At 71.7% G+C, this 23,358-nt stretch carries 25 protein-coding genes; 15 read left to right on the top strand and 10 right to left on the bottom strand.

The genetic code is table 11. The features are described 5' to 3' along the window. The first annotated feature begins 22 nt into the window (after positions 1-22). The 6 genes from ACRAKF_RS07470 (at position 23) to ung (ending at position 5,487) form a co-directional block, all read left to right on the top strand. Entirely contained in the window at positions 23-814 is a 792-nt protein-coding gene (locus tag ACRAKF_RS07470) for a HipA family kinase (protein WP_447036133.1), read from the top strand. Then, complete coding sequence (locus ACRAKF_RS07465) at positions 811-1,194, top strand: DUF3037 domain-containing protein (RefSeq protein ID WP_447036132.1); 384 nt, start codon at positions 811-813, stop codon at positions 1,192-1,194. The genes ACRAKF_RS07470 and ACRAKF_RS07465 overlap by 4 nt, the downstream gene beginning before the upstream one ends. A gap of 174 nt (positions 1,195-1,368) precedes the next feature. Then, on the top strand, positions 1,369-2,130 hold the full coding sequence (gene fabG, locus ACRAKF_RS07460; RefSeq protein WP_447036131.1) for a 3-oxoacyl-ACP reductase FabG: 762 nt from the start codon (positions 1,369-1,371) through the stop codon (positions 2,128-2,130). An 18-nt stretch (positions 2,131-2,148) separates the two neighbouring features. Beyond that, entirely contained in the window at positions 2,149-2,904 is a 756-nt protein-coding gene (locus tag ACRAKF_RS07455) for an SDR family oxidoreductase (protein WP_447036130.1), read from the top strand. A 191-nt stretch (positions 2,905-3,095) separates the two neighbouring features. After that, a complete protein-coding gene (locus tag ACRAKF_RS07450) occupies positions 3,096-4,673 on the top strand; it encodes an ABC transporter substrate-binding protein (protein ID WP_447036129.1) in 1,578 nt (525 codons plus the stop codon). A 130-nt stretch (positions 4,674-4,803) separates the two neighbouring features. Further along, positions 4,804-5,487, top strand: coding sequence for a uracil-DNA glycosylase (ung, locus tag ACRAKF_RS07445; RefSeq protein ID WP_447036128.1), 684 nt, complete (start codon positions 4,804-4,806; stop codon positions 5,485-5,487). 38 nt (positions 5,488-5,525) lie between these two features. Here the strand turns inward: ung and ACRAKF_RS07440 are convergent, their stop codons facing one another. Next, positions 5,526-5,942, bottom strand: a complete 417-nt coding sequence (locus ACRAKF_RS07440) for a DUF3224 domain-containing protein (protein WP_447036127.1) — start codon at positions 5,940-5,942, stop codon at positions 5,526-5,528. 140 nt (positions 5,943-6,082) lie between these two features. Between ACRAKF_RS07440 and ACRAKF_RS07435 the strand changes: the two genes are divergently transcribed. Continuing rightward, positions 6,083-7,045 (top strand): helix-turn-helix transcriptional regulator, encoded by a 963-nt coding sequence (locus ACRAKF_RS07435; RefSeq protein WP_447036126.1) that lies wholly within the window; start codon positions 6,083-6,085, stop codon positions 7,043-7,045. Between the two features lie 96 nt (positions 7,046-7,141). Further along, the gene (locus ACRAKF_RS07430) at positions 7,142-7,630 is read left to right on the top strand and encodes a hypothetical protein (protein WP_447036125.1); all 489 of its coding nucleotides are present in this window, start codon (positions 7,142-7,144) and stop codon (positions 7,628-7,630) included. Positions 7,631-7,663: 33 nt separating this feature from the next. Here ACRAKF_RS07430 and ACRAKF_RS07425 read toward each other — a convergent pair whose 3' ends face one another. Both ACRAKF_RS07425 and ACRAKF_RS07420 read right to left on the bottom strand, forming a co-directional pair. Continuing rightward, on the bottom strand, positions 7,664-8,131 hold the full coding sequence (locus tag ACRAKF_RS07425; protein WP_447036124.1) for a hypothetical protein: 468 nt from the start codon (positions 8,129-8,131) through the stop codon (positions 7,664-7,666). Positions 8,132-8,253: 122 nt separating this feature from the next. Further along, on the bottom strand, positions 8,254-8,850 hold the full coding sequence (locus ACRAKF_RS07420) for a TetR/AcrR family transcriptional regulator (RefSeq protein WP_447036123.1): 597 nt from the start codon (positions 8,848-8,850) through the stop codon (positions 8,254-8,256). 139 nt (positions 8,851-8,989) lie between these two features. Here ACRAKF_RS07420 and ACRAKF_RS07415 point away from each other — a divergent pair, with 139 nt between their 5' ends. Both ACRAKF_RS07415 and ACRAKF_RS07410 read left to right on the top strand, forming a co-directional pair. Then, positions 8,990-10,300: an FAD-dependent monooxygenase gene (locus ACRAKF_RS07415; protein ID WP_447036122.1), complete on the top strand. Its 1,311-nt coding sequence runs from the start codon at positions 8,990-8,992 to the stop codon at positions 10,298-10,300. Between the two features lie 10 nt (positions 10,301-10,310). Further along, on the top strand, positions 10,311-11,216 hold the full coding sequence (locus ACRAKF_RS07410) for a Gfo/Idh/MocA family protein (RefSeq protein ID WP_447036121.1): 906 nt from the start codon (positions 10,311-10,313) through the stop codon (positions 11,214-11,216). Here the strand turns inward: ACRAKF_RS07410 and lnt are convergent. From lnt to ACRAKF_RS07395, 3 genes are all read right to left on the bottom strand, one after another. Continuing rightward, the gene (gene lnt, locus ACRAKF_RS07405; protein WP_447036120.1) at positions 11,140-12,960 is read right to left on the bottom strand and encodes an apolipoprotein N-acyltransferase; all 1,821 of its coding nucleotides are present in this window, start codon (positions 12,958-12,960) and stop codon (positions 11,140-11,142) included. The genes ACRAKF_RS07410 and lnt overlap by 77 nt on opposite strands. A gap of 147 nt (positions 12,961-13,107) precedes the next feature. Then, positions 13,108-13,602, bottom strand: coding sequence for a nuclear transport factor 2 family protein (locus tag ACRAKF_RS07400; RefSeq protein ID WP_447036119.1), 495 nt, complete (start codon positions 13,600-13,602; stop codon positions 13,108-13,110). A 114-nt stretch (positions 13,603-13,716) separates the two neighbouring features. After that, positions 13,717-13,896 (bottom strand): hypothetical protein, encoded by a 180-nt coding sequence (locus ACRAKF_RS07395; RefSeq protein ID WP_447036117.1) that lies wholly within the window; start codon positions 13,894-13,896, stop codon positions 13,717-13,719. 467 nt (positions 13,897-14,363) lie between these two features. Between ACRAKF_RS07395 and ACRAKF_RS07390 the strand changes: the two genes are divergently transcribed. Continuing rightward, positions 14,364-15,071 carry a poly-gamma-glutamate hydrolase family protein gene (locus tag ACRAKF_RS07390; protein ID WP_447036116.1) on the top strand — a complete coding sequence of 236 codons (708 nt, stop codon included), beginning with the start codon at positions 14,364-14,366 and terminating at the stop codon, positions 15,069-15,071. A gap of 158 nt (positions 15,072-15,229) precedes the next feature. Further along, positions 15,230-15,595, top strand: coding sequence for a cupin domain-containing protein (locus ACRAKF_RS07385; protein WP_447036115.1), 366 nt, complete (start codon positions 15,230-15,232; stop codon positions 15,593-15,595). A 56-nt stretch (positions 15,596-15,651) separates the two neighbouring features. Here the strand turns inward: ACRAKF_RS07385 and ACRAKF_RS07380 are convergent, their stop codons facing one another. The 3 genes from ACRAKF_RS07380 to ACRAKF_RS07370 all read right to left on the bottom strand — a co-directional run bounded on the left by ACRAKF_RS07380 (position 15,652) and on the right by ACRAKF_RS07370 (position 18,662). Then, positions 15,652-16,200: a Uma2 family endonuclease gene (locus tag ACRAKF_RS07380; protein ID WP_447041855.1), complete on the bottom strand. Its 549-nt coding sequence runs from the start codon at positions 16,198-16,200 to the stop codon at positions 15,652-15,654. A 573-nt stretch (positions 16,201-16,773) separates the two neighbouring features. Continuing rightward, positions 16,774-17,646 (bottom strand): undecaprenyl-diphosphate phosphatase, encoded by an 873-nt coding sequence (locus tag ACRAKF_RS07375; RefSeq protein WP_447036114.1) that lies wholly within the window; start codon positions 17,644-17,646, stop codon positions 16,774-16,776. Positions 17,647-17,957: 311 nt separating this feature from the next. Then, complete coding sequence (locus ACRAKF_RS07370; RefSeq protein ID WP_447036113.1) at positions 17,958-18,662, bottom strand: TVP38/TMEM64 family protein; 705 nt, start codon at positions 18,660-18,662, stop codon at positions 17,958-17,960. 49 nt (positions 18,663-18,711) lie between these two features. Between ACRAKF_RS07370 and ACRAKF_RS07365 the strand changes: the two genes are divergently transcribed. From ACRAKF_RS07365 to ACRAKF_RS07355, 3 genes are all read left to right on the top strand, one after another. After that, on the top strand, positions 18,712-19,410 hold the full coding sequence (locus tag ACRAKF_RS07365) for a DNA alkylation repair protein (protein ID WP_447036112.1): 699 nt from the start codon (positions 18,712-18,714) through the stop codon (positions 19,408-19,410). A gap of 361 nt (positions 19,411-19,771) precedes the next feature. After that, positions 19,772-20,941 carry an elongation factor Tu gene (tuf, locus tag ACRAKF_RS07360; RefSeq protein ID WP_447036111.1) on the top strand — a complete coding sequence of 390 codons (1,170 nt, stop codon included), beginning with the start codon at positions 19,772-19,774 and terminating at the stop codon, positions 20,939-20,941. Positions 20,942-21,161: 220 nt separating this feature from the next. Then, entirely contained in the window at positions 21,162-21,953 is a 792-nt protein-coding gene (locus ACRAKF_RS07355; protein ID WP_447041853.1) for a spermidine synthase, read from the top strand. Here the strand turns inward: ACRAKF_RS07355 and ACRAKF_RS07350 are convergent. Then, a complete protein-coding gene (locus ACRAKF_RS07350) occupies positions 21,915-23,276 on the bottom strand; it encodes an MFS transporter (RefSeq protein ID WP_447036110.1) in 1,362 nt (453 codons plus the stop codon). The genes ACRAKF_RS07355 and ACRAKF_RS07350 overlap by 39 nt on opposite strands. Positions 23,277-23,358: the final 82 nt, after the last annotated feature.

Here is a 23,358-nt window from a genome sequence, read left to right as displayed (position 1 = left end):
CGGCCGCCAGTAATCTGGGGCGATGCTCACCGAAGTGACCGCGGTCCGCTATGTCACGCCCCTGCGCGAGGGCGGATCGCTCCCCGGCGTCGTCGAGGCCGTCGACGGCCATGGCGCGTATGCGACGTACGTCATGAAGTTCACCGGCGCGGGACAGGGCCGCAAGACGCTGGTCGCCGAGGTGATCTGCGGTGAGCTCGCGCGCCGGCTCGGGCTGCGGATGCCGCGGCTCACACAGATCATGCTCGACCCGGTGATCGGCCTCGGCGAGCCCGACCAGCAGGTGCAGGAGCTGCTGAAGTCGAGCGGCGGCCTCAACCTCGGCATGGACTTCCTGTCCGGCGCGCTCGGCTTCGACCCGCTCGCCCACCACGTGGACGCGGCGGAGGCCGGACGCGTCGTCTGGTTCGACGCGCTGATCAACAACGTGGACCGGTCCTGGCGCAATCCGAACCTGCTCCTGTGGCACGGCGACCTGTGGCTGATCGACCACGGGGCGAGCATGATCTGGCACCACAACTGGCGCACCGCCGCGACCGCGTCCGCGAAGCCGTACGACGCCACGGACCACGTGCTCCGCCCCTACGGGCCCGACGTGGCGTCGGCCGCCGCGGAGCTCGCCCCGCTCGTCACCGAGGAGCTGCTCACCGAGGTGACCGCCGAGGTGCCCGACGCCTGGCTGGTCGACGAGCCGGGCTTCGGGACACCGGACGACGTGCGCCACGCGTACGTGGCGGCCCTGTTGCCCCGCGCCGCGACCATCCATGAACGGATCGCACTCGGCGAGCCGCAGCCGAAGGGGGCCGTCACATGACGGATCGGTACGTCTTCGAGTACGCACTCGTGCGCGTGGTCCCGCGCGTGGAGCGCGGCGAGCAGTTCAACGCGGGCGTGGTGGTCTACTGCCGCGCCAAGTCCTACGTGGCCGCCCGCACGCACCTCGACGAGACCAAGCTCCTCGCGCTCGACCCCGCGGCCGACGTGGCCGGCATCAGGGCGGCGCTCGGCGCCGTCGAGCGGATCTGCGAGGGCGGCACCGCGGCGGGCCAGGCCGAGCGCGACGACGCCGGGCGGCGCTTCCGCTGGCTCATCGCGCCCCGCTCCACGGTGGTCCAGCCGGGCCCGGTGCACACGGGTCTGACGGCCGATCCCGCGGCGGAGACGGACCGTCTCCTCGACCTCCTGGTGAGGTGACGCGTCACCTCGTGCCGGTGAGCCGTTGACACCCGGTGCCAGGCCTTCTAGCGTCTCGTCCAGCTAAAGGTACTAAGCGGTCGCTCACCGTAAGGGCGTACCGTGGGGCCGCATCCCGAAGCCGCATCCCGAAGCTGCTAGCCAAGAGCCGCATCCAGGGCGAGGAGAACCAGCATGTCCACCACTGAGCAGCGCGTCGCGATCGTGACCGGCGGAGCGCGAGGCATCGGCGCGGCGACCGCCGTCCGGCTCGCCGCCGAGGGCCGCGCCGTCGCCGTCATCGACCTCGACGAGGCCGCCTGCAAGGACACCGTCGCGCAGATCACCGCGGCCGGTGGCAAGGCGCTCGCCGTCGGCTGCGACGTGTCCGACGAGGCCCAGGTCGAGGCCGCCGTCGCCCGCATCGCCGAGGAACTCGGCGCGCCGACGATCCTCGTCAACAACGCCGGTGTGCTCCGCGACAACCTGCTCTTCAAGATGAGCGCGGGCGACTGGGACACGGTCATGAACGTGCACCTGCGCGGCGCGTTCCTGATGTCGCGGGCCGTCCAGAAGCACATGGTGGACGCGGGCTTCGGCCGTGTCGTCAACCTCTCCTCGTCCTCGGCCCTCGGCAACCGCGGCCAGGTCAACTACGCCGCCGCCAAGGCCGGCCTCCAGGGCTTCACCAAGACCCTCGCCAAGGAGCTCGGCAAGTTCGGCGTCACCGCCAACTCCGTCGCCCCCGGCTTCATCGTCACCGAGATGACCAAGGCCACCGCCGACCGCGTGGGCATGGACTTCGAGGAGTTCCAGACGGCCGCTGCCACCCAGATCCCGGTGCAGCGCGTCGGCCGCCCCGAGGACATCGCCAACGCCATCGCCTTCTTCACGGGCGACGCGGCAGGGTTTGTCTCCGGGCAGGTCATGTACGTGGCCGGCGGCCCGCTCAACTGATCCGGAAGGCTACAGATCATGGCTGTGCAAGACAGTGGGAAGGCCGCGCTCGTCACGGGCGCGAGCCGCGGCATCGGCTACGGAATCGCCGAGGCCCTGGTCGCCCGCGGCGACCGCGTCTGCATCACGGGACGCAACGAGGACGCCCTCAAGGAGGCCGTGGAGAAGCTCGGTTCCGACCGGGTCATCGGGGTCGCGGGCAAGGCCCACGACGAGGCGCACCAGGCGGTCGCCGTCGAGCGCGCGATGGAGGCGTTCGGCCGCGTCGACTTCCTGATCAACAACGCGGGCACGAACCCGGTCTTCGGACCGATGTCCGAGCTCGACCTGAACGTGGCGCGCAAGGTGTTCGAGACCAACGTCATCTCGGCGCTCGGCTTCGCCCAGCTGACCTGGAAGGCCTGGCAGAGCGAGAACGGCGGCGCGATCGTCAACATCGCCTCCGTCGCGGGCGTCTCCGCCTCGCCCTTCATCGGGGCGTACGGAATGAGCAAGGCCGCCATGGTCAACCTCAGCCTCCAGCTCGCGCACGAGTTCGCGCCGAAGGTGCGGGTGAACTCCATCGCGCCCGCCGTGGTCAAGACCAAGTTCGCCCAGGCGCTCTACGAGGGCCGCGAGGCGGAGGCCGCGGCCTCCTACCCGCTCGGCAGGCTCGGCGTGCCCGAGGACATCGGGGGCGCCGCCGCGTTCCTCACGTCCAGCCAGTCGGACTGGATCACCGGCCAGACACTCGTGGTCGATGGCGGCATCTTCCTCAATGCGGGTGTCGGCTGACAGAAAAGGCGCAACCGTCGGTTACGCGGTCAAAAGTGATGTAAAAGCGCATCGAGTGCCCCGCACGCCACATCGGTTGGCGTGGCGGGGCACTGCCGATATGGTCTGCCGACCCAGGACGAGGCCGATCGAGGAGAGTGTGCGTGTTCAGTGATCTTTCCCCCGCGAAGCTCACGAGAAGCCTCGGACCCGTGGCTGCGCTCACGTCGCTGTCGCTGATCGCGGGGTGCGGGGCGCTGTCCTCCGAAGAGTCCGACGGAGAACAGGTGATCACGGTCGGCACGATGAGCGCGCCGAGCACCCTGGACCCGGCCAAGGCCTGGGACAGCTCCTGGGAGCTGTACAGAAACGTTTTCCAGACGCTGCTCAGCCTCCCCTCGGGGGCCACCGAGCCCGAGCCGGACGCCGCGGAGTCCTGTGAGTTCGACGGTGCGTCGAGCACGGTCTACACCTGCGAGCTCCGTGAGGGCCTCACGTTCTCCGACGGGCACGAACTGGACGCGGCGGCGGTGAAGTACTCCTTCGACCGCATGCGCACCCTGGAGACCAACGGAGTCGTCAAGGGCGGCCCCATGGGGCTGCTCGGCTCGCTCGACAAGGTCGAGACGAAGGGCGAGCGGACGATCGTCTTCCGGCTCACGAAGCCAGACGCGACGTTCCCGCTCGTGCTGTCGACGCCCGCCATGTCGATCGTCGACCCGCGCGAGTACCCGGCCGACAAGCTGCGCCGGGGCAACGGGCTCACGGGTTCGGGACCGTACGGGCTCAAGGCGTACGTGCCCGGCCGGAAGGCCGAGCTGGTCAAGAACGACAACTACAAGGGTGCGGCCGAGGTCAAGAACGACGGCGTCACCATCCGCTACTTCAAGAAGTCCTCCACGATGGTCGACGCCCTGAAGAAGAAGGAGATCGACGTCACCTTCCGCGGCCTGGACGCCGGCGACATCATCGCGGCGCAGGGCAAGGACGAGGGCAAGGACAAGGGTGAGCAGGACATCGAACTCGTCGAGGGAACGGGCACCGAGATCCGCTACCTGGTGTTCAACGCCGAAGACCCCTGGGCGCGCAAGCTGCCGGTCCGACGGGCCGTCGCGCAGCTCGTCGACCGCCCGGCCATCGCCCACAAGGTCTACAAGGACACCGTCGAGCCCCTGTACTCGATGGTGCCGAGGGGGCTCACCGGACACACCACCGGCTTCTTCGACGACTACGGGGAGCCCAGCGCGGCCAGGGCCAGGAAGATCCTCACCGACGCCGGGATCGACGGGCCCGTGCCGCTCACCCTCTGGTACGCCACCGACCGTTACGGATCGGCCACCGCCCTGGAGTTCGCCGAGCTCAAACGGCAGCTCGAAGCCTCTGGTCTGTTCAGGATCACGCTCAAGAGCCGTCCCTGGACCGAGTTCCAGGAGGGCTACAGCAAGGGCGAGTATCCCGTCTTCGGCCGCGGCTGGTTCCCCGACTTCCCGGACGCGGACAACTTCATCGCGCCCTTCGTCGGCCCGAAGAACGTGCTCAACACGCCCTACGTGACCAAGGAGATCACCGACGAGCTCCTGCCGCGCGAACGCCGGGAGACCGACAGGGGCGCGGTGGTCGACGACTTCGAACGGGCCCAGAAGATCCTCGTCGACGACGTCAGGCTGCTGCCGGTCTGGCAGGGCAAGCAGTACATCATGGCCGGCGAGGAGATCGCGGGCGGCGAGCGCGCCCTGGACCCCTCGGCGATCATGATGATGTGGGAGTTGCAGCGCAAGACGAGCTGGTGACGCGGGCGCGGGCTCGGGCTCGGGCGCGGGCGCGGAACGTCCGGGGGAGCGCCGGGGCGGCGGGACGGATTGTCAGTGGTCGCCGGTAGGTTCAGTGGTCAGAAGTGATCGCACCCCGGAGGTTGTTGACGTGACCGACATCGCCATGCTGCCCGCGTCCTGGCGCGGAGTCCTCGGCGAAGAGCTCCAGAAGCCCTACTTCGAGGAGCTCACCGAGTTCGTGGAGCGGGAGCGGGCACAGGGCCCCGTCTACCCTCCGCGCGACGAGGTCTTCGCCGCCCTCGACGCCACGCCGTACGACCGGGTGAAGGTCCTGATCCTCGGCCAGGACCCGTATCACGGCGAGGGCCAGGGACACGGGCTCTGCTTCTCGGTGCGCCCCGGGGTGAAGACCCCGCCCTCCCTGCGGAACATCTACAAAGAGATAAACGAGGAGCTCGGCCACCCGGTGCCGGACAACGGCTATCTGATGCCGTGGGCCCAGCAGGGCGTCCTGCTGCTGAACGCGGTGCTCACGGTCCGCGCCGGTGAGGCCAACTCCCACAAGAACAAGGGCTGGGAGAAGTTCACGGACGCGGTGATCCGCGCGGTGGCCGCCCGCCCCGACCCGGCGGTCTTCGTGCTCTGGGGGAACTACGCCCAGAAGAAGCTGCCGCTCATCGACGAGGAGCGGCACGTCGTCGTCAAGGGCGCGCACCCCTCACCGCTGTCCGCGAAGAAGTTCTTCGGTTCGCACCCCTTCACGCAGATCGACGCGGCGGTCGCGGCACAGGGGCACGAGCCGATCGACTGGCGGATCCCCGACATCGGCTGAGCGGCCACATCGCACGTGCCGGGCGTGTAGTCGAGTTCTCACTCTCCGAGCGTGTAGTCGAACGTGTACGGGGTGGACTTCACCCCGTGGTGCGCGGTGAACGTGCCGGTTCCGCTCAGCCCGGCGAGTTCGCCGGTGCCGGAGCCGGGCAGCACGGTGAAGGCGCACTCGATGCCGTCGGCCACGAACGAGCCGCGCTGCTCGATGACGAAGGAGCCCTTGCGGCCGTCGAGGCTCCCCTCGATGTACTCGTAGCCGACGTAGGCGCCGTCGCCGCTCCCGCCGAGGTAGGCGATCGTGTACTGGCACGCGGAGGACATCGCCTCGATGCCGCCGTGGAAGTCGTTGGAGACGGCGGCATGCGTGATGCGTACGCCGCCGTCCTCTCCGGCGACGGGCCGCTCGTCCCAGTGGGTGAAGGTGAAGGTGCCGGTCGAGCGCTGGAGCTGGGGCATGGGTGTGTTCCTTCCGCGTTCGGATGAGAGATCCCGGTTTCGGGTGAGGACTCCGGTTCCGGTGACCGGGGCCGCCGTGACGAGCACTCTTCCCGAGGTACCTGACACCTTCTGTCAGGTACGGGGGCAGACTGGGGGTCATGCGCGCCGACCGGCTCATCGCCCTCCTCCTGCTCCTCCAGAACCGCGGGCGGATGACCGCGCCCGAACTGGCCGAGGAGCTGGAGGTCTCGGTCAGGACCGTCTACCGCGACGCCGAGGCGCTCGCCGCCTCCGGGGTGCCCGTCTACGCCGAGCGGGGCCCCGCGGGCGGCTTCCGGCTCCTCGACGGCTACCGCACCCGCCTCACGGGGCTCACCGGCGACGAGGCCGACTCCCTCGCCCTCGCGGGCATGCCCGGGGCCGCGGCCGACCTCGGGCTCGGGTCCCAACTGGTCACGGCGCGGCTGAAGTTGGCGGCTGCCTTGCCCTCGGGGCTCGGGGAGCGGTCGCGCCGCATCCAGGAGCGGTTCCACCTCGACGCGGCGGCATGGTTCCGCACCGCGGAACCGGCGCCGCTGCTCGACGTGGTGGCCGACGGGGTGTGGCGTCAGCGGATGCTGAGCGCGCACTACCGGCGGTGGGGCGGTGACGTCCGCCGCGAGCTGCATCCGCTGGGCCTCGTCCTCAAGGCGGGCAACTGGTACCTGGCGGCGGCCGTCGACGACCGGGTCCGCACCTACCGGGTCTCGCGGTTCCTGGAGGTCACGGTGGTGGAGAAGCCGTGCGTGCGCCCCGTCGGCTTCGACCTGGCGGCGTACTGGAGTGAGGCCTCGCGCGGTCTGGAGGCCCGCGTGCTGCGGGGCACCGCGCGGCTGCGGGTGAGCCGGGCGGGGCTCCGGCTGCTGCCCGCGATGTTCGGGGCGGCGGGCGCGCGGGCCGCGGAGGGGGCGGGCGCGGAGGGGGCGGACGGCTGGGCCGAGGTCGACCTGGAGGTGGAGGAGCTGCCGGTGGCCGTGAGCGACATCCTTCGGCTCGGTCTGGAGGCGGAGGTCCTCGGGCCGCCGGAACTCCGCGCCGAGGTGGCGAGGAGCGTCACCGGGCTGGCCCAGCGCTACGCGTGAGCGCCCCTCGCCCGAACGTGCCTGACCGTGATTGTCAGTGGGGGCCGCTAGCGTCGTGAGGGATGGGGCGTAGGCGGTGCGACCACGGAGGAACCGGTGACGGAGCGGCAGGAGCAGGCGGCGGACGACGCGGTGATGACGCGCATCGGTCAGGCGGTCATGCTGCATCACGGCGGTGACCGCGAGGAGGCCCAGGACCGCTTCCTCGGGCTGTGGGGGGAGATCGGCGAGGGCGGCGACCCGCTGCACCGCTGCACGCTCGCGCACTACATGGCGGACACGCAGGAGGACCCCTCGGCCGAACTGGCCTGGGACCTGCGGGCGTTGTCCGCGGCGGACGAGCTGACGGACGAGCGGCTGAGCGCACACCACCAGTCGCTCGCGGTGCGGGGCTTCTACCCCTCCCTGCACCTGAACCTCGCCGCGGACTACGTGAAGCTGGGCCGTCCCGCGGCGGCCCGCACCCATCTGCGCCGGGCCCGGGGCGCGGCGGGCTCCCTGGAGGACGACGGGTACGGAAACGGCATCAAGGCGGCCCTGGCGAGGCTGGAGCGGGAGGTGGGAGAGGGGAGCGAGGAGGAGTGACGTGCCGGACCGGTGAGGTGATGCCGTCGCGGGTCAACGCCGGTAGGCCTCGCGGCAGATGACGGCCTGGGGGCTGCCCGGCTGCCAGCCCCCGTAGGTCTCACCGAGCGCGCACACGTCCGCACCGGGGACGGTGGGCGCGGACGGGGCGGGAGCGGCACGCGTGGCTCCGGCGTCCGGCCGGTCGGCGGGGGGTCGGCGGACCGGCGGGGGCGCGGACCGGGCCGGGCGGGGCGACGGGGCGGAGGGGCGCGTGGCGGCGACCGGGCCCGGCGGCGTGCCGGGGCGGGCCGGCCCCATGCGCTCCAGCGCCTCCCTGGCCGGGGGCTGCTCGGCCCGGGGCCGGCTCTGCCCGCCGGCACGGGGCGTCGCGGGCGGCGGCGTAGTGGCCGCCGGGGAGCCGCCCCCGCCGGGCCGCTCGACGCTGACACAGCCGGAGACGGCGGCCGACACGGCCACGGAGACGAGTAGCGCGGCGGCGGATGTCGTCGATCGATGCACCCGCGTAACTCTTGAGGAGCGGGCGGCTCTTCGGTGCGGGAACGAGCGGGGGATGCCTCGCATGGGTGACGGGGTGACGGGGTGCGCGCCCCTCGCCCCGCGCCCTCGCCCCTCGCCCCGCGTCAGTCCGGCAGCATCCCCCCGAGCAGTTCCGCCGCTCCTGTCCGTAGTTCCTCCTCGGTGGGAGGTGTCGCGTGGTACGACCCCGCCACGCAGGAGAACATCAGGCCCTCGCACCAGGCGGTCAGGGAGAGCGTGTGGCGTTCGGGGGCGGGAGAGCCCGCGGCCTTGAGCAGGGCCTCCAGGGGCCTGCGGAACTGGGCGCCCGTCGTGTCGTAGTAGGCGCGCAGCTCCGGTCTGCGCGTGGCTTCGAGGGCCAGCTCGTAGCGCGAGACGAGCAGGGGGCGGTAGCCGCCGGTCAGGTAGCGGTGGAGGGCGAGGGCCAGGCCGGCCGCCAGTGCTTCGCGGCCCGCCGCCGGCTGCGGCAGCGCCGTGGGGTCGAGTACCTCGGCCTCGCGCTCCGCCTGCCGCCGCACCGCCGCCTCCAGGAGCGCGAGCCGGGTGCGGGCGTGGTTGGACGTCGAGCCCTGCGGCAGCCCCGCCGCCTCGTCGACGGCTCGGTGGGTGAGTCCGCGCATGCCGCGTTCGGCGAGTAGGGCGAGGGCGGTGTCGGCGATGAGCGCGGAGCGCGGCGACCCCGCGGCGTTTCGTGCGGCCATGACGGAAACCCTACCCCGGCGCGACTACAGGTGTAGTACGGTCGTCGCATCGCTCACTACAGGTGTAGTTCCGGGTGTAGTTCCGGCCTGTGGCACGCGGACAGGCGTATCAAGGCGGACGTATCAAGGAGGAGCAGCCATGAAGCAGCAGCAGCCCCACGCGGTGGTCATCGGCGGTGGGATCGGCGGTCTCACCGCCGCCATCGGTCTGCACATGACCGGCTGGCGCGTCACCGTTCTGGAGCGCGCCCCCTCGCTGGAGCCCGTGGGCGCCGGCATCGGACTCGCCCCCAACTCCCAGCGCGCCCTGGACGTCATCGGCCTCGGCGACCGGGTCCGTGACCTCGCGGCCTGGCAGGGCCAGATCGGGATGCGCGCCCGGAACGGCCGCTGGCTGGTGCGTTCCAGCGCGGCCGAGGCCGAGCGGACGTATGGCGGCACGCTGGTGATGCTGCACCGCGCCACCCTCGTCGACCTGCTGGTCTCAGCGCTCCCCGAGGACACGCTGCGCACCGGTACGCGGGCCCGCCTCGCCGACCAGGGTTCGGCCGACCGCCGGGCGGTAGTCGCGACCGAGGACGGCGACATCGAGGCCGACCTCGTCATCGGCGCCGACGGCATCAACTCCGCCGTACGCACGACGCTCTTCCCGGCTCACCCGAAGCCCGTCTACGCGGGGTTCACCGCATGGCGGTTCGTCACCCCCGCCCCCGACCGGCTCTCCGCGCCCGGTGGGCAGAACGCCCCCGGTGGGCACATCGCGCCGCACGAGACCTGGGGCCGCGGCGGCGTATGGGGGACGCAACCGCTCAAGGACGGCCGGGTGTACGCGTACGCCACGGCCAGGCTGCCCGAGGGCGGCAAGGCGCCCGACGGCGAGAAGGCCGAGCTGGCACGCCGTTTCGCCGACTGGCACGACCCGATCCCCGAACTGATCGCCGCCGTCGAGCCGGATGCCGTCCTGCGCAACGACGTCCGCTACCTGGCGACGCCGCTCGCCGTCTTCCACCGGGGCCGCGTCGCCCTCGTCGGCGACGCCGCGCACGCCATGACGCCGAGCCTCGGCCAGGGCGGCAACCAGGCCATCGAGGACGGCGTGGTCCTGGCCCATCACCTGGCACCCGGCGCCGACCTGGCGGCCGGGCTCGCCGCCTACAGCGCGGCACGCGTTCCCCGTACCACCGACGTCGTCCGGCGGGCGGCGCGCGCTTCCCGGCTCACGCACATAGCGAGCCCTCCGCTCGTCGCCGTACGCGACGCCCTCGTCGCCACGGCGTCGCGGCTCGGCCCGAACCTCATTCTGCGGGGCTTCTCCTCCATCGCCGACTGGCGTCCGCCGCAACCCCCGTATGCTGCGGGAACGGCGACCGGAGCGCCCGCGCGGACCGTCCGGACCGTGCGGACGCAGGGCGCGGGGACAGCGGGACGCCAGATCGGCGGCGAGCGGTAGGGAGACAGTGGTGAAGATCGGCTGCATCGGACTGGGTGACATCGCACAGAAGGCGTATCTGCCCGTCCTCACCACCCGGCCCGGGGTCGAGCTGCACTTGCAGACGCGCACGCCGGCGACGCTCGCCCGGGTCGCGGGCGTCCACCACATCCCCGACGCCCGCTGCCACACCGACCTCGACTCGCTGCTCGACCAGGGTCTCGACGCCGCGTTCGTGCACGCGCCGACCGCCGTGCATCCGGAGATCGTCGGCCGGCTGCTCGAAGCGGGCGTCGCGACGTACGTCGACAAGCCCATAGCGTACGAACTCGCCGAATCGGCCCGTCTCGTGCGGCTGGCCGAGGACCGTGGCGTGAGCCTCGCCGTCGGCTTCAACCGCCGTTACGCGCCTGGTTACGCCCAGTGCGTCGAGCATCCGCGCGAGCTGATCCTGATGCAGAAGAACCGCGTCGGCCTGCCGGAGGACCCGCGCACGCTCGTGCTCGACGACTTCATCCACGTCGTGGACACCCTGCGCTTCCTGGCGCCGGGGGAGATCGACCACGTGGGTGTGCGCGCCCGGGTCGTGGACGGTCTCATGGAGCATGTGGTGCTACAGCTCGCGGGCGACGGTTTCACCGCGCTCGGTGTGATGAACCGGCTGAGCGGTTCCGCCGAGGAGATCCTCGAGGTCTCGGGGCAGGACACCAAGCGGCAGGTCGTGAACCTCGCCGACGTCATCGACCACAAGGGCCAGCCCAGTGTGCGGCGGCGTGGCGACTGGGTGCCGGTGGCCCGTCAGCGGGGCATCGAGCAGGTCGTCCTCGCCTTCCTCGACGCCGTGCGGGCGGGCAAGGTCCTCAGTGCCCGGGATGCGCTGGCGACCCATGAACTGTGCGAGCGCGTGGTCCGTGCGGCTCAGGAGCAGGGCGCCTGAGCGACCGGGCGCACTCGGCCGCGCACAGCACGGTGATCACCACGAGCGCCCCGTGCACGGGCCAGTCGCCCCACCTGACGTATGCCGTCGTGCCCTCGGCCAGCGGCACGTCGTAGACCTTGGCGGCGCTCGCCGAGGTGCCGAGAGGGGCGCCCGCGCGGGAGCCGTCGGGGCCGTAGACCGCCGAGACACCGGTGAGCGTGGCGTGCACCATGGGGCGGCCCGTCTCGGCGGCGCGTACCGCGGCGAGCGAGGCGTGCTGCTCGGGTGCCCAACTGGACTGGAACGACGAGGTGGCGGACTGGGCCAGCAGCAACTGCGCCCCGTCGCGGGTCAGTTGGCGGCTCATGTCGGGGAACGCGGACTCGAAGCAGACCAGCGGCCCGACGCGCAGGCCGGGGCCCGCGTCCATCAGGACCTGGCGGTCGCCGCGCCTGCGGTCCTCGCCGGCGGCCTTGCCGACGGAGGTGGCCCAGCCGAGCAGGGAACGCGCCGGTATGTACTCGCCGAACGGCACGAGCCGCATCTTGTCGTAGCGGTCCCCGGTCGGGCCTTCGGGGCCCACCAGGACGGAGCTCTTGAAGATGCCGGGGCGGTCGGAGCGGCGGGCGTCGACGTTGACGAGCAGGTCGGCGTCCACCTCGCGGGACAGCGCGGCGAGGCGACGCGCCACGTCGGGCCGGTCGGCGAGGTCGAACCCGACGCTGCTCTCGCCCCACACCACGAGGTCGGGGTCCTCCTGCGCCAAGTCCCGAGTCAACGCCTCCTGCCGGTCGAGCCGCTTCTCGGGCCCCGAGACGCCGTTCATGACACCGGGCTGCACGACGGCGACCCGGACCTCCCCGGCGGCCTCGGGGCGCGGAGCCCAGACCGAGGCAGCCACGGCGACGACGGCCACGCCGAGGATGCCCGCGAAGGCGGGGAGAGCGGTGGCGGTGGCAGCGGCTGTTGCGGCGGCGCGTGCGGCTGTACGGGGTGCGGGTGCCGCGGTCAGGCGCGAAGCCGCCCCACGCGCCTTCCTGCGCGCCGCCGCCCTACGCGATGCCACCCGCCTTGCCAGGGCCAGCACCAGCAGCGCCACACCCACGTTCACCACCACGACCAGCGCGCTGACCAGCCACACTCCGCCCACTGACGCGAGCCGCAGCGCCGGGGTCACCTGCCACTGGCTGGAGCCCAGCAGACCCCAGGGGCCGCCCAGGTTCTCCCACGACCGCGTCAGTTCGACCATCAGCCAGCCCGAGGGCAGGACCACCAGGGACGCCGTGGACCGGCCCGGGGACGGCGCGCCGCCGAGCAGCCGACGGACCAGCCAGCCCCACGGCGCCCACAGCAGGCCCAGCAGCGCCGCTATGACCACCGTGAAGACATGCAGGCTCGGCAGCAGCCAGTGGTGTACGGCCACCATGAAGCCCAGGCCGCCGAGCCAGCCGTCGAGCATGGCCCGCCGGGCGGTGGGCGCCGTACGGGTCAGCAGGATCCAGGGGACCAGCGCCACGTACGCGAACCACCACAGCGACGGCGCGGGGAAGGCGAGGGCAGGGAGCGCGCCCGTCAGGACGGCGAGCCCGCCCCGCCACCGGCGCGAGGCCGGAATTCCCCGGGCGAAAGCCGTCAGCCGGTCCCGCCGGTCGAAAGTCCGGAACTGGTCCCGCCGGTCGAAAGTCCGGAACCGGTCCGGCCGGGTGAGAGTCCGGCTCCGGTCCCGTCGGCCCCACCGGTCGCCGTCGCCGAGCAGATCCATGCAGCGCCTCCCTCGATCCCGCAGCCTGCCGGGATCCCAGTGTGCGCGCCCTTGACGATCTAGAACAGGGGGTATCCGCAGGGGGTATCCGCTGGGTGGCAACGGGCAACGGGCAACGGGAGTCGGTCAGCCCGCGGCGGGAGTCGGTCAGCCCGCGGCGGGAGTCTCGGCGGGCCGCTCGCTGATCCGGCGCCACTTCTCCTCCACCGCCACCTGCCGCAGCCGCCAGCCGGCATGGGTCCGCTGGAGCGTGAAGACGTACCGACCGCCACACTCGAAGTCCGGCGCCGTGGACTTCGCGGCGCCATCGCGATCGCGGAACCGCATGGGGTTCAGATAGTCGGCCTGTACGCGCGCCGTGTCGCCGACGTCCTGGTCAAGGGTGCCGAACTCCAGCTTTCGATTCACGATGAGGTGCTGGCGCATCGGGAACAGGCGCAGGGTCTCGGCCAGCCAGGCCGCGATCTCGTCGGCGCCTCCCTCGATGCCGCCCGCCGAGCGGTAGTCGGCACGGCCCTGGGGAGCGAAAAGCTGTTCGTAGGCGCTCCAGTCGCCGTCGTCGACCGTCACCGCGTACTCGGTGATGAGGGCATCGATGGCCAACCGGTCGATCACGGCGGCCAGTTCCACGCGCTGCGTCATCGGCTCAGTGTTGGGCACGGGCGGTGCCGAGCCAAGGGGCGTGCAGAGGGGCGTGCAGGAGGGGCGTGCGGAAACCGCGCCGGGGAGGGAGCGGTGCCCGGCGCCGGGGACCGCCTAGGCGGCCTTCACGATCTCGGCGCGGACGGCTGCCGCCCACTCCGTCACCAGTCTTTCGTACTCGGCGCGCTGCTCGGCGGATAGGCGTCCGCCGGCGCGCAGCCACAGGCTGCGGATGCGCTCGTTCAGTTCCACGGAAGAGCGCGCGGAACCATGAGGTGGTGGGGTTAAGGGCATGAGGTCAAGCCTAGGCGATGCCTACGACAATCGGAACTGTCAGCTACCGAACACCTCCGCCAGGTGATCGATCGAGGCTGATTTGCCTCCGGTAGCCGACCACAAATCCGTATGGAACGGTGTAAAGCGACTCGGGTGATGTGACGAAACCTTGCCCCGGTCCGTACCGAGCCAGGCTGATTCCTACCGAGAGAGGTGGCGAGATGTCGTCGAAGCGACGCCGCAAGAAGAAGGCCCGCCGCAAGCACGCGGCCAACCACGGAAGCCGCCCTCAGTCCTAGCCGCCCCCAGTCCTAGCCGCCCCCAGTCCTAGCCGCCGTCAGGGCGTGCCGCGCCGGTGGCCATGGCCGTATAGGACACTTGTACGGCAACGTCACCGCCGGGTCCGGCATCGCGGACTCCGGGCAGGTGTGGACGACGACCGGCGGCAATGCCTCCGACACAGCGTGGAGGAGGCGCGGGACCGCGTGGCGGACTTGTACGCGAACTGGGCGGAGCTCGCCGCGGCGGAGACCGAAGGCGTGGACTACCGGATCCGCTCCGCCGGCCCGGTCGGCCCGGCCGGGGCGACCTGGGTGTCCATCGCCATCCACGGCGGTGCCATCGAGGCGGGGTCCGGGGAGATGGCCCGTGCGGTCGCCGGGACGTGGATGCGGTACTACGAGCTCGACGGGATGAAGGCCACGGGCAACGCGGCCCTGCACATCACGTCGACGAGATACGACGAGCCCGGCGCCTTGGCGGCGGTGACGACTGCCCGCCGCTGTCTGTCCTTCCACGGCTATCAGGGCAGCGGCGGGCTTCCCATGACCGCGATCGGCGGCCGGGACGCCGCGCTCGTCGCCCGCGTGAGCCACAGCCTGCGGGCCGCCGGTTTCGCCGTGTCGACCGCGGCGAGCGATATCGCGGGCACCAGCCCGGCGAACATCTGCAACAAGACCCTGTCGGGCGGCGGCGTGCAGCTGGAGATGAGCCGCGCCCTGCGCCGCGGCTTCTTCCCCGGCGGGGATCTCTCCTCGGAGATGCGCGGGACCGGCGCCCGCACGGAGGCCTTCCACCGCTACGCCGCCGCGGTCCGGGCCGCCTGCGATGGCCGCACCCTGACCTCACCGGGCGGCAGGCAGACCAGCACGATCAGGGCGGCACTGCCCGTGGACAACGCCACCGCGCTCTGAGAGTCCCCCGCGCGCTGAGAGTCCCCCAAATGGCGTTCCCCGGTTGACAGGCAGACGATGGAGTGAAGGGATCGGCTGGTGATGTCGGCCGTGGACTCCGCGGCGGCGACGACTGACTCCCGGCGCAGGGGCGTAAAGCCCGAATGGAGGACGTCGTCATGATGGAGGTCAAGACGGTCGAGAAGCCGGACGAGCGGCGGGATTTCCCCCGCGGTCACCTCGAAGCCGTTCATCTCACAGGGCTGGACTTCGCCGTGGGTACGTTCGAGCCCGGCTGGCGCTGGTCCGAGTCCGTGGCCCCGCTGGCAGGGACCGAGAGCTGCCAGATCCACCACAACGGTTATGTCGTCCGGGGGCGGATGGGTCTCCGCATGGACGACGGAGGCGAATCCGAAGTCGGGCCGGGCGATGTGTTCGTGTGCTCGCCCGGCCATGACGCCTGGGTCATCGGCGACGAACCGGTCGTTCTGTACGACTTCGCCGGAGGCATGGCGCAGGACTACGCAAGAGCAGCGGAGGGTTAGCCGCCTGGCTCAGCTTCCCGCTCGCGAAGCCGTGGCCCGGCGTCCGGGAGGGGCGGTCAGGGCACGAGGCTGTCGAGATCGATGTCGAGGGGGATGGGGACGGAGACCTTCAGCCGGTTGCGGTGGATGCCGGTGGCCACGTAGGTGCTGGTCATGGTGTCGAGTTCGTAGGTGTGGACGGTGGGGGCGCCGGTCTCGTCCTCGACGCGCCAGAAGTGGGGGATCTTGGCCTGTGCGTACTTGAAGGGCTTCAGGGAACGGTCGCGGTCCGCCGACTCCTCCGAGACGACCTCGATGACCAGGGCGACGTCCTCGGGCGCGTACCACGTCCGGTCGGGGTCGTACGGAGCGGTCGTGACCAGGACGTCCGGCTCGGGGCGGCTCTTCTTGTCGAGCCTGACGGTCATCTCACGCTCGGCGTCGAACCCGACGGGGGCGGCCTGGCGCAGGGCGAAGGTCAGATTCTCCACCAGCCGGGCGTGCCAGGACCGCTGCGGCGACATCATGAAGATCAGCGCTCCGTCGATGAGTTCCGTGTGCCGCGGTGCCTGGGCCAGGAGGTCGAGGTCATCGGCTTCCCAGCCGCTGATCCTGGGCGGGATCATCCAGTCGGGGAGTTCGGCGGTCACGGCTTCCTCCAGGCGCCTCGAAGAGGTCAGGGGCCCTCATCCCGGATCGCGGACACGGGCGCAGCGCTGGTGTCAGCATAGTCGAGCGACCGAATCTCCCACTCGGCCCGTGTGGGTCCGAGGAGCCGGAGGCCGGTGGTCATCTCGGTGTGGATCTGGCCGACGTGGTCCATGGACGGGCTGCTTCGCAGGAGTGGTGCACGTCAGCTTGAGCACCGGGTCGAGGTCGGCCGACACCAGGCGTGCGATGTCGTCGAGGTCGCAGTGGAAGCCCCCCCATCCTTGTCCTCACAGGTCAGGGGGCCGCGCACATGGTGCCGTGGCGTACGGCGGTGCCGCGGCTGGTTCCCGGGTTCCGCCGAGCCGTGCGGAGCGTCAACTGGTGCTGGACGCGGCCTGCCACGTGCGGGCCGCCCGCGCCCTCGACCGGCTCGCTCGGGACCTGGTCGACAGCTCGGAGTTCTGGGAGACAAGTGGGAGATGATCATGGCGTGGTGCTGCGATCAGGCGCTGGGAAATGCTCGATAGCGCTACCCGTACGGCCCGGTTTCAGCCCGCCGACTCGCCCGCGTGAGGGCTCAGTACACCCATGCTGACCAGCACGATCAGGACCAGTCCCAGCACGAGCCGGTAGTAGACGAACGGCATGAAGCTCTTGGTGGTGATGAACTTCATGAACCACGCGATCACCGCGTAGCCGACGACGAAGGCCACGAGCGTCGCGAAGATCGTGGGGCCCCAGGAGACATGCCCCTCGCCCGCGTCCTTCAGCTCGAAGACGCCGGAGGCGAGGACGGCGGGGATGGCCAGGAGGAACGAGTAGCGGGCGGCGGCCTCTCGGGTGTAGCCCATGAGGAGGCCGCCGCTGATCGTGGCGCCCGAGCGCGAGACGCCCGGGATCAGGGCCATCGCCTGGCAGATGCCGAAGATCAGGCCGTCCTTGACGCCGAGTTCCTTCAGGCCCTTGCGTTCCCGCACCACGCGGTGCCTGCCGCCCGTCTCGTCGCGGGCCGCCATGCGGTCGGCGACGCCGAGCACGATGCCCATCACGATCAGCGTCGTGGCGATGAGCCGCAGATCGCGGAAGGGGCCCTCGATCTGGTCCTTGAACGTCACGCCGAGCACGCCGATCGGTATGGAGCCGACGATGACCAGCCAGCCCATCTGCGCGTCGTGGTCCGAGCGCGGCACCTTCCCGAAGAGTGAGCCGAACCACGCCGACAGGATCCGCGCGATGTCCTTGCGGAAGTAGATGAGCACGGCGGCCTCCGTGCCGATCTGCGTGATCGCCGTGAACGCCGCCCCGGGGTCGTGCCAGCCGGCGAACGCCGCCGTCAGCCGCAGATGCGCGCTGGAGGAGATGGGGAGGAACTCGGTCAGTCCCTGGACGAGCCCGAGGATGAAGGATTCAAGCCAAGACATGAGTACTGCGCCGTCCAAGTACTGATCATCGGACCGCGGCTGCGGTCGTAGCGGTCATCGAGAGGCGTGGCGGGAGAGCGTGGCTGGGGCGGAAGGTGTGGGCGAACGCCGGAATGCGGGCAGTGATCACGTGATCACGTCCCCCGTCCGGGGGCAGCGTAGCGGCCCAAAGTTACGGGCCGGTGCGAGGCCCACCCCGCCGTCGCCGTACGGCCACCACAGACCTGCCCCGCCGTCGCCGTACGGCCACCGCAGGCCCGCCCGGCCGCCACCGAAGACCCGCCACCGAAGACACGCCACCCGAAAGATATTCAGCGTCCCCGAAAGTGGTGCCGCTTGAGCCAGGCCGCTGTCGCCCCGCCGAGCCCCGTGATTGCGATGAAGCCCATGGCGATCAGGAAGGCCGGGGAGGTCGGTGTGGAGGCTCGGGCGCCTGCGACGACGTACGCCGCGGTGTTCGGGATCGAACCGAGGCCCGTGGCGAGCAGGAACGACAGCCAGCTCATGCGGGAGACCGCCGCGCAGTAGTTGGCCGCGGCGAACGGCACTCCGGGGAAGAGCCGTACCGCCAGCATCGACCGGAAGCCGTGCTTGCTGAGCTGGCCGTCCGCGGCCCGCAGCCACTTGCCCCGCAGCAGCGGCCGCAGCGCGTCCTGCCCGAGTATCCGGCCGAGCCCGAAGGCGATGCCCGCCCCGAACACCGTGCCGGCGATCGCCCCGACGAGACCCGCCTGCGTGCCGAAGAGCGCGCCCGCCGCCAGGTTGAGCAGCGGCCGCGGCACGAACGCGGCGGTGCACGCCCCGTACGCCACCGCGAACAGCGCCACCGCCGTGGCGCCGCCGAGCTGCGCGATCCAGCCGCCGGACAGGAGTCGTTGCGGCTCGAAGACCAGCACGCACGTCCCGGCCGCCGCCAGCAGCACGACGAGCAGCGACAGCCGCGACCACGGTGAGAGCAGCACTCTGGTGCAGCGCACGGCGAGGGCCTGCGGACGGGCGGTTGCGGTCTCGGGCATCCGGGCAGACTAACCGGCTCATGTGTCTGATCGCCGTAGGGTGCGTCTCATGAGCGTCACAGCCCCGCGAAGTGACCTGGCCGACACCGTGCTCGAACGGCTCGTCACCGCGTACTCCGCGGCGGCCGATCCACGGTCCGCCGAGCGGATGCGCGCGTACATGAAGGACGTCGCTCCCTTCCTCGGCCTGGCCTCGCCGGTCCGCCGCGAGCTGGCCCGGACCGTCCTCGCCGGGACACCACGCCCCGACGAGGCCGACTGCGCGGCCGTCGCGCTGCGCTGCTGGGCGCTGCCCGAACGCGAATACGCCTACTTCGCGGCGGACTACCTGCGCCGCCACGTCCGCCGCTGCTCGTCCGGCTTCCTGCCCGTCGTACGCCATCTCGTGACGACGAACCCCTGGTGGGACACCGTCGACGCGCTCGCCGCGCACGTCGTCGGCGGACTCGTCGCCGCCGACCCACGGCTGGCGACCGCCATGGACGCGTGGATCGAGGACGAGAACCTCTGGGTGGCCCGTACCGCCCTCCTGCACCAGCTCCGCCGCAAGGAGTCCACGGACGCGGAGCGCCTCTTCGCCTACTGCCGGCGGCAGTCGGGCCACCCCGACTTCTTCGTCCGCAAGGCCATCGGCTGGTGCCTGCGGGAGTACGCCAAGACCGACCCCGAGGCCGTACGCGCCTTCGTCGAGCGGGAGCGGGGCAGGCTGGCGCCGCTCTCCGTGCGGGAAGCCACGAAGAATCTCTGAAGCCTCTGAGACCCCTGAGACCTCTGAGACCTCGGAGACCTCTGAGACCGCGGGAAGGCCATGAAACCCCCGGGAAGGCCATGAAACCGCGGGAAAATCATTCGACGTGGGCGTCCTCTTCGGCGAGGATCAGGCCCATGTTCCGGTACGCCTTCCTCGCAGCCACGCCCGCAGTCGCGGGCGCTGCGAAGGCTGCTGTCCCGACTCCCGACGCCTTCGACGGCGCCCGAAGCTGACCCTCCCCGGACACTCCGGCGGACCCCGCAGGGGGAGGGTCGGTCCGGCCCCGGGGTCCCCGTCCCGACCGTGCGCACCGCCGCCGGTCCGGGCAACAGCTTCGAGTTCCGGAGAAGGAACCGCCATGTCCAAGACGGCCTACGTCCGCACCAAGCCGCACCTCAACATCGGCACCATGGGGCACGTCGACCACGGCAAGACCACCCTGACCGCCGCCATCACCAAGGTCCTCAGCGAGCGCGGCACCGGCACCTTCGTGCCCTTCGACCGCATCGACCGCGCGCCGGAGGAGGCGCAGCGCGGCATCACCATCAACATCGCGCACGTCGAGTACGAGACGGACACCCGCCACTACGCGCACGTGGACATGCCGGGCCACGCCGACTACGTCAAGAACATGGTCACCGGGGCCGCCCAGCTCGACGGGGCGATCCTCGTCGTCTCGGCGCTCGACGGGATCATGCCGCAGACCGCCGAACACGTCCTTCTCGCCCGCCAGGTCGGCGTCGACCACATCGTCGTCGCCCTCAACAAGGCCGACGCGGGGGACGAGGAGCTCATCGACCTCGTCGAGCTGGAGGTCCGCGACCTGCTCTCCACGCACGGGTACGGAGGTGACTCCGTACCGGTGGTGCGGGTCTCGGGGCTCAAGGCCCTGGAGGGCGACCCGCGGTGGACCGCCACGATCGAGGCGCTGCTCGACGCGGTGGACACGTACGTGCCGATGCCCGAGCGCTATCTCGACGCGCCGTTCCTGCTGTCCGTCGAGAACGTGCTGACCATCACCGGCCGCGGCACCGTCGTCACCGGCGCCGTCGAGCGCGGCACCGTCCGCCTCGGCGACCGCGTGGAGGTCCTCGGCGCGGACACCGAGACGGTGGTCACCGGCCTGGAGACCTTCGGCAAGCCCATGGAGGAGGCGCAGGCGGGCGACAACGTGGCGCTGCTGCTGCGCGGGCTGCCACGTGACGCGGTCCGCCGCGGCCACGTGGTCGCGGCGCCGGGCAGCGTCACCCCGAGGCGGCGCTTCACCGCGCAGGTGTACGTCCTGTCGGCGCGCGAGGGCGGCCGTACGACGCCGGTCGCCACGGGGTACCGGCCGCAGTTCTACCTCCGCACCGCGGACGTCGTCGGCGACGTCGACCTCGGCGACGCGGCCGTGGCCCGGCCCGGCGACACGGTCACGATGACGGTCGAGCTCGGCCGTGACATGCCGCTGGAGGTCGGCCTCGGCTTCGCGATCCGCGAGGGCGGCCGCACGGTCGGCGCCGGCACCGTGACGGAGGTCGCCTGACGGGCCCGTCACCTGACGGCACGTCGCCTCGCCCGGCACGTCGCCTCGCCCGGCGGGCCGCGTCGCGCTCCGTCACGTCCGCCCCGGGGACATCGGGCCCCCGGGGCGGACGGGCACAATAGGGCACGTGGACGACGAGTGCGGGGACCAAGGGGGCGAAGTGGTGGCGGACGAGGCCATTCCGGTGGCGCGTACCGTCGATCACGGCGTCGCCAAGCTGATGCCCGACGTCGACCGCCCGCGGGCCTGGCTGCTCACCGTCGACGGCTCCCCCCAGTCGTACGTGGACCTGGACGAGCCCACCCACCTGGAGTTCGAGTACGCGCGGCGCCTCGCGCACGTCCTGGACACCGCGGCCGGGCCGGGGCACCCGCTCGACGTCGTCCACCTCGGCGGCGGCGCCCTCACCCTGCCCCGCTACGTCGCCGCCACCCGGCCGGGATCCCGGCAGGACGTGGTCGAGGCCGACCGGGGGCTGCTCGGACTGGTCGCCGAGCAGTTGCCGTGGGCCGACGGCGCCGGAATCTCCGTACATGGAACCGACGCCAGGCAGTGGCTGGACGCGGCGCCGGACGACAGCGCCGACATCCTGATCGCGGACGTCTTCGGCGGCTCGCGCGTTCCCGCGCACCTCACCACCCTCGCGTACGCACGGACCGCCGACCGCGTGCTGCGGCCCGGCGGCAGCTACGCCGCGAACCTCGCCGACGGCGCGCCCTTCACCTTCCTCCGCTCCCAGCTCGCCACCTTCGCCGCGGTCTTCGAGGAACTGGCGCTGATCGCCGAGCCGTCCGTGCTGCGCGGACGCCGCTTCGGCAACGCGGTGCTCGTCGCCGCGCACGAACCCCTCGACATCGCCGCCCTCGCCCGGCGTGCGGCCCGCGACGCCTTCCCCGCCAGGGTCGAGCACGGGGACGCGCTGCGGCGGCTCATCGGCGACGCGGAAGCGGTGCGCGACGAGGACGCGGTGCCCTCACCCGAGCCGCCCGACGGGGCCTTCGGCATCGGCTGACGCGGCGGCGGGGCGCGGTACGTCCGGGGGAAGCGGCGCGGCGGGAAGCGACGCGGCGGCGGGGCCCGGTGCGGGGGTGCTCGGTACGTCCTTGGTGCGGCGCGTCAGATCGCGTACGTCGGGGACGAACAGGACGGCAGCCGTCACCAGGACCACGAGCAGCGCGCAGCCCCACAGCGACGGGCCGCGCCCGAACGCGGACTCCGCGGGTCCGGCGAGGGCCGTGGCGAGGGGCACCATCGCGATCGAGCCGAACCAGTCGTAGGCGGCGACGCGCGACAGTTTCTCCTCCGGTATCTCCTGGTGCATCGCGGTCATCCACGAGACGCCGAAGACCTCGATGGCCACGCCGCTGACGAACATCACCGCGGCGAGCCCGGCCACCGACAGGGGCACCGCGAGCGCCGCCGAGGGTGCGGCGAGGGGGAAGACGCAGAGGGTGCCGACGAACAGCAGCCGGCGGGGTTTCCACCGCATCATCAGGAAGGCGCCGCCGACCGTGCCCGCCCCGAAGGCGCCGAGCGCCAGGCCCCACGGTCCCGCCCCGCCCAGTTCGTCCCGGGCCACCAGCGGCCCGAACACCGACTCGGCGGCGCCGACCACCGCCACCACCACGGAGAACTGCGCGACGATGGCCCAGAGCCAGGGGCGGCCCGTGAACTCCCGCCAGCCGTCGCGCATATCCGCCAGGAGGCCGCCGCCGGGGGCGCGCGCGGGTATGTGGCTGACGTCGAGGAACATCCGCAGGGCGCCCGCGAGGGCGAACGCCGCCGCGTCGACGGCGAGCACCCAGCCGGGGCCGAGCGCCGAGACCATCAGACCGCCGAGTGCGGCTCCGCCGAGGCCGGCCCCCTGCATCGCCATGCGGTACATCGCGAACGCCCTGCTGACCTGCTCGCCGCTGACCGAGGACATCAGCATGCCCTCGGCCGCGGGCCCGAAGAAGGCCTGGCCCACCCCGCCGAGGCCGCCGAGCAGCATCATCTGCCAGAGCTGCGGCTCGCCCGCGATCACGAGCACGGCGAACGCGGCCTGGGAGAGGCAGTTCAGGGCGTTGGCGGCGACCATGACGTGGTGTCTCGGCAGCCGGTCGGCGACCGCGCCGCCGATGAGCAGGAACAGGACGAGCGTCAGGGTCCGCGCGGCGGCCACCAGACCGACGTCCCCGCCGTCGCCGCCGGCGTCCAGAACCGCGAACGCCGCCGCGATCAGTGCCCCGTGGCTTCCGAGGTTCGTCACGATCGCGGAGGCGGTCAGCAGTGTGTAGTTGCGGCCGGCCCAGGAGGGTCGGCGGCCGCGCGGAGGGGCGTCGGGATTCGTCACCCCGGGACTATCCCCGTCACCGGGCCGACTTGCCAAACCGTTTTGTCCCCGTGGCCGAAGAGCTGGGCCCGTCCTTCTGCCG

The organism is Streptomyces sp. DSM 118878, assembly GCF_052936595.1.
This window is presented reverse-complemented; position numbering and strand designations above follow the sequence as displayed.

Bases quoted from the DNA above. Each gene is read 5' to 3' on its own strand.
- ACRAKF_RS07470 (WP_447036133.1), top strand. From the start codon at position 23: ATGCTCACCGAAGTGACCGCGGTCCGCTATGTCACGCCCCTGCGCGAG.
- ACRAKF_RS07465 (WP_447036132.1), top strand. From the start codon at position 811: ATGACGGATCGGTACGTCTTCGAGTACGCACTCGTGCGCGTGGTCCCG.
- fabG (WP_447036131.1), top strand. From the start codon at position 1,369: ATGTCCACCACTGAGCAGCGCGTCGCGATCGTGACCGGCGGAGCGCGA.
- ACRAKF_RS07455 (WP_447036130.1), top strand. From the start codon at position 2,149: ATGGCTGTGCAAGACAGTGGGAAGGCCGCGCTCGTCACGGGCGCGAGC.
- ACRAKF_RS07440 (WP_447036127.1), bottom strand. From the start codon at position 5,942: ATGCCCCAGCTCCAGCGCTCGACCGGCACCTTCACCTTCACCCACTGG.
- ACRAKF_RS07435 (WP_447036126.1), top strand. From the start codon at position 6,083: ATGCGCGCCGACCGGCTCATCGCCCTCCTCCTGCTCCTCCAGAACCGC.
- ACRAKF_RS07420 (WP_447036123.1), bottom strand. From the start codon at position 8,850: ATGGCCGCACGAAACGCCGCGGGGTCGCCGCGCTCCGCGCTCATCGCC.
- ACRAKF_RS07415 (WP_447036122.1), top strand. From the start codon at position 8,990: ATGAAGCAGCAGCAGCCCCACGCGGTGGTCATCGGCGGTGGGATCGGC.
- lnt (WP_447036120.1), bottom strand. From the start codon at position 12,960: ATGGATCTGCTCGGCGACGGCGACCGGTGGGGCCGACGGGACCGGAGC.
- ACRAKF_RS07400 (WP_447036119.1), bottom strand. From the start codon at position 13,602: ATGACGCAGCGCGTGGAACTGGCCGCCGTGATCGACCGGTTGGCCATC.
- ACRAKF_RS07395 (WP_447036117.1), bottom strand. From the start codon at position 13,896: ATGCCCTTAACCCCACCACCTCATGGTTCCGCGCGCTCTTCCGTGGAA.
- ACRAKF_RS07385 (WP_447036115.1), top strand. From the start codon at position 15,230: ATGATGGAGGTCAAGACGGTCGAGAAGCCGGACGAGCGGCGGGATTTC.
- ACRAKF_RS07380 (WP_447041855.1), bottom strand. From the start codon at position 16,200: ATGATCCCGCCCAGGATCAGCGGCTGGGAAGCCGATGACCTCGACCTC.
- ACRAKF_RS07375 (WP_447036114.1), bottom strand. From the start codon at position 17,646: ATGTCTTGGCTTGAATCCTTCATCCTCGGGCTCGTCCAGGGACTGACC.
- ACRAKF_RS07370 (WP_447036113.1), bottom strand. From the start codon at position 18,662: ATGCCCGAGACCGCAACCGCCCGTCCGCAGGCCCTCGCCGTGCGCTGC.
- ACRAKF_RS07365 (WP_447036112.1), top strand. From the start codon at position 18,712: ATGAGCGTCACAGCCCCGCGAAGTGACCTGGCCGACACCGTGCTCGAA.
- tuf (WP_447036111.1), top strand. From the start codon at position 19,772: ATGTCCAAGACGGCCTACGTCCGCACCAAGCCGCACCTCAACATCGGC.
- ACRAKF_RS07355 (WP_447041853.1), top strand. From the start codon at position 21,162: ATGCCCGACGTCGACCGCCCGCGGGCCTGGCTGCTCACCGTCGACGGC.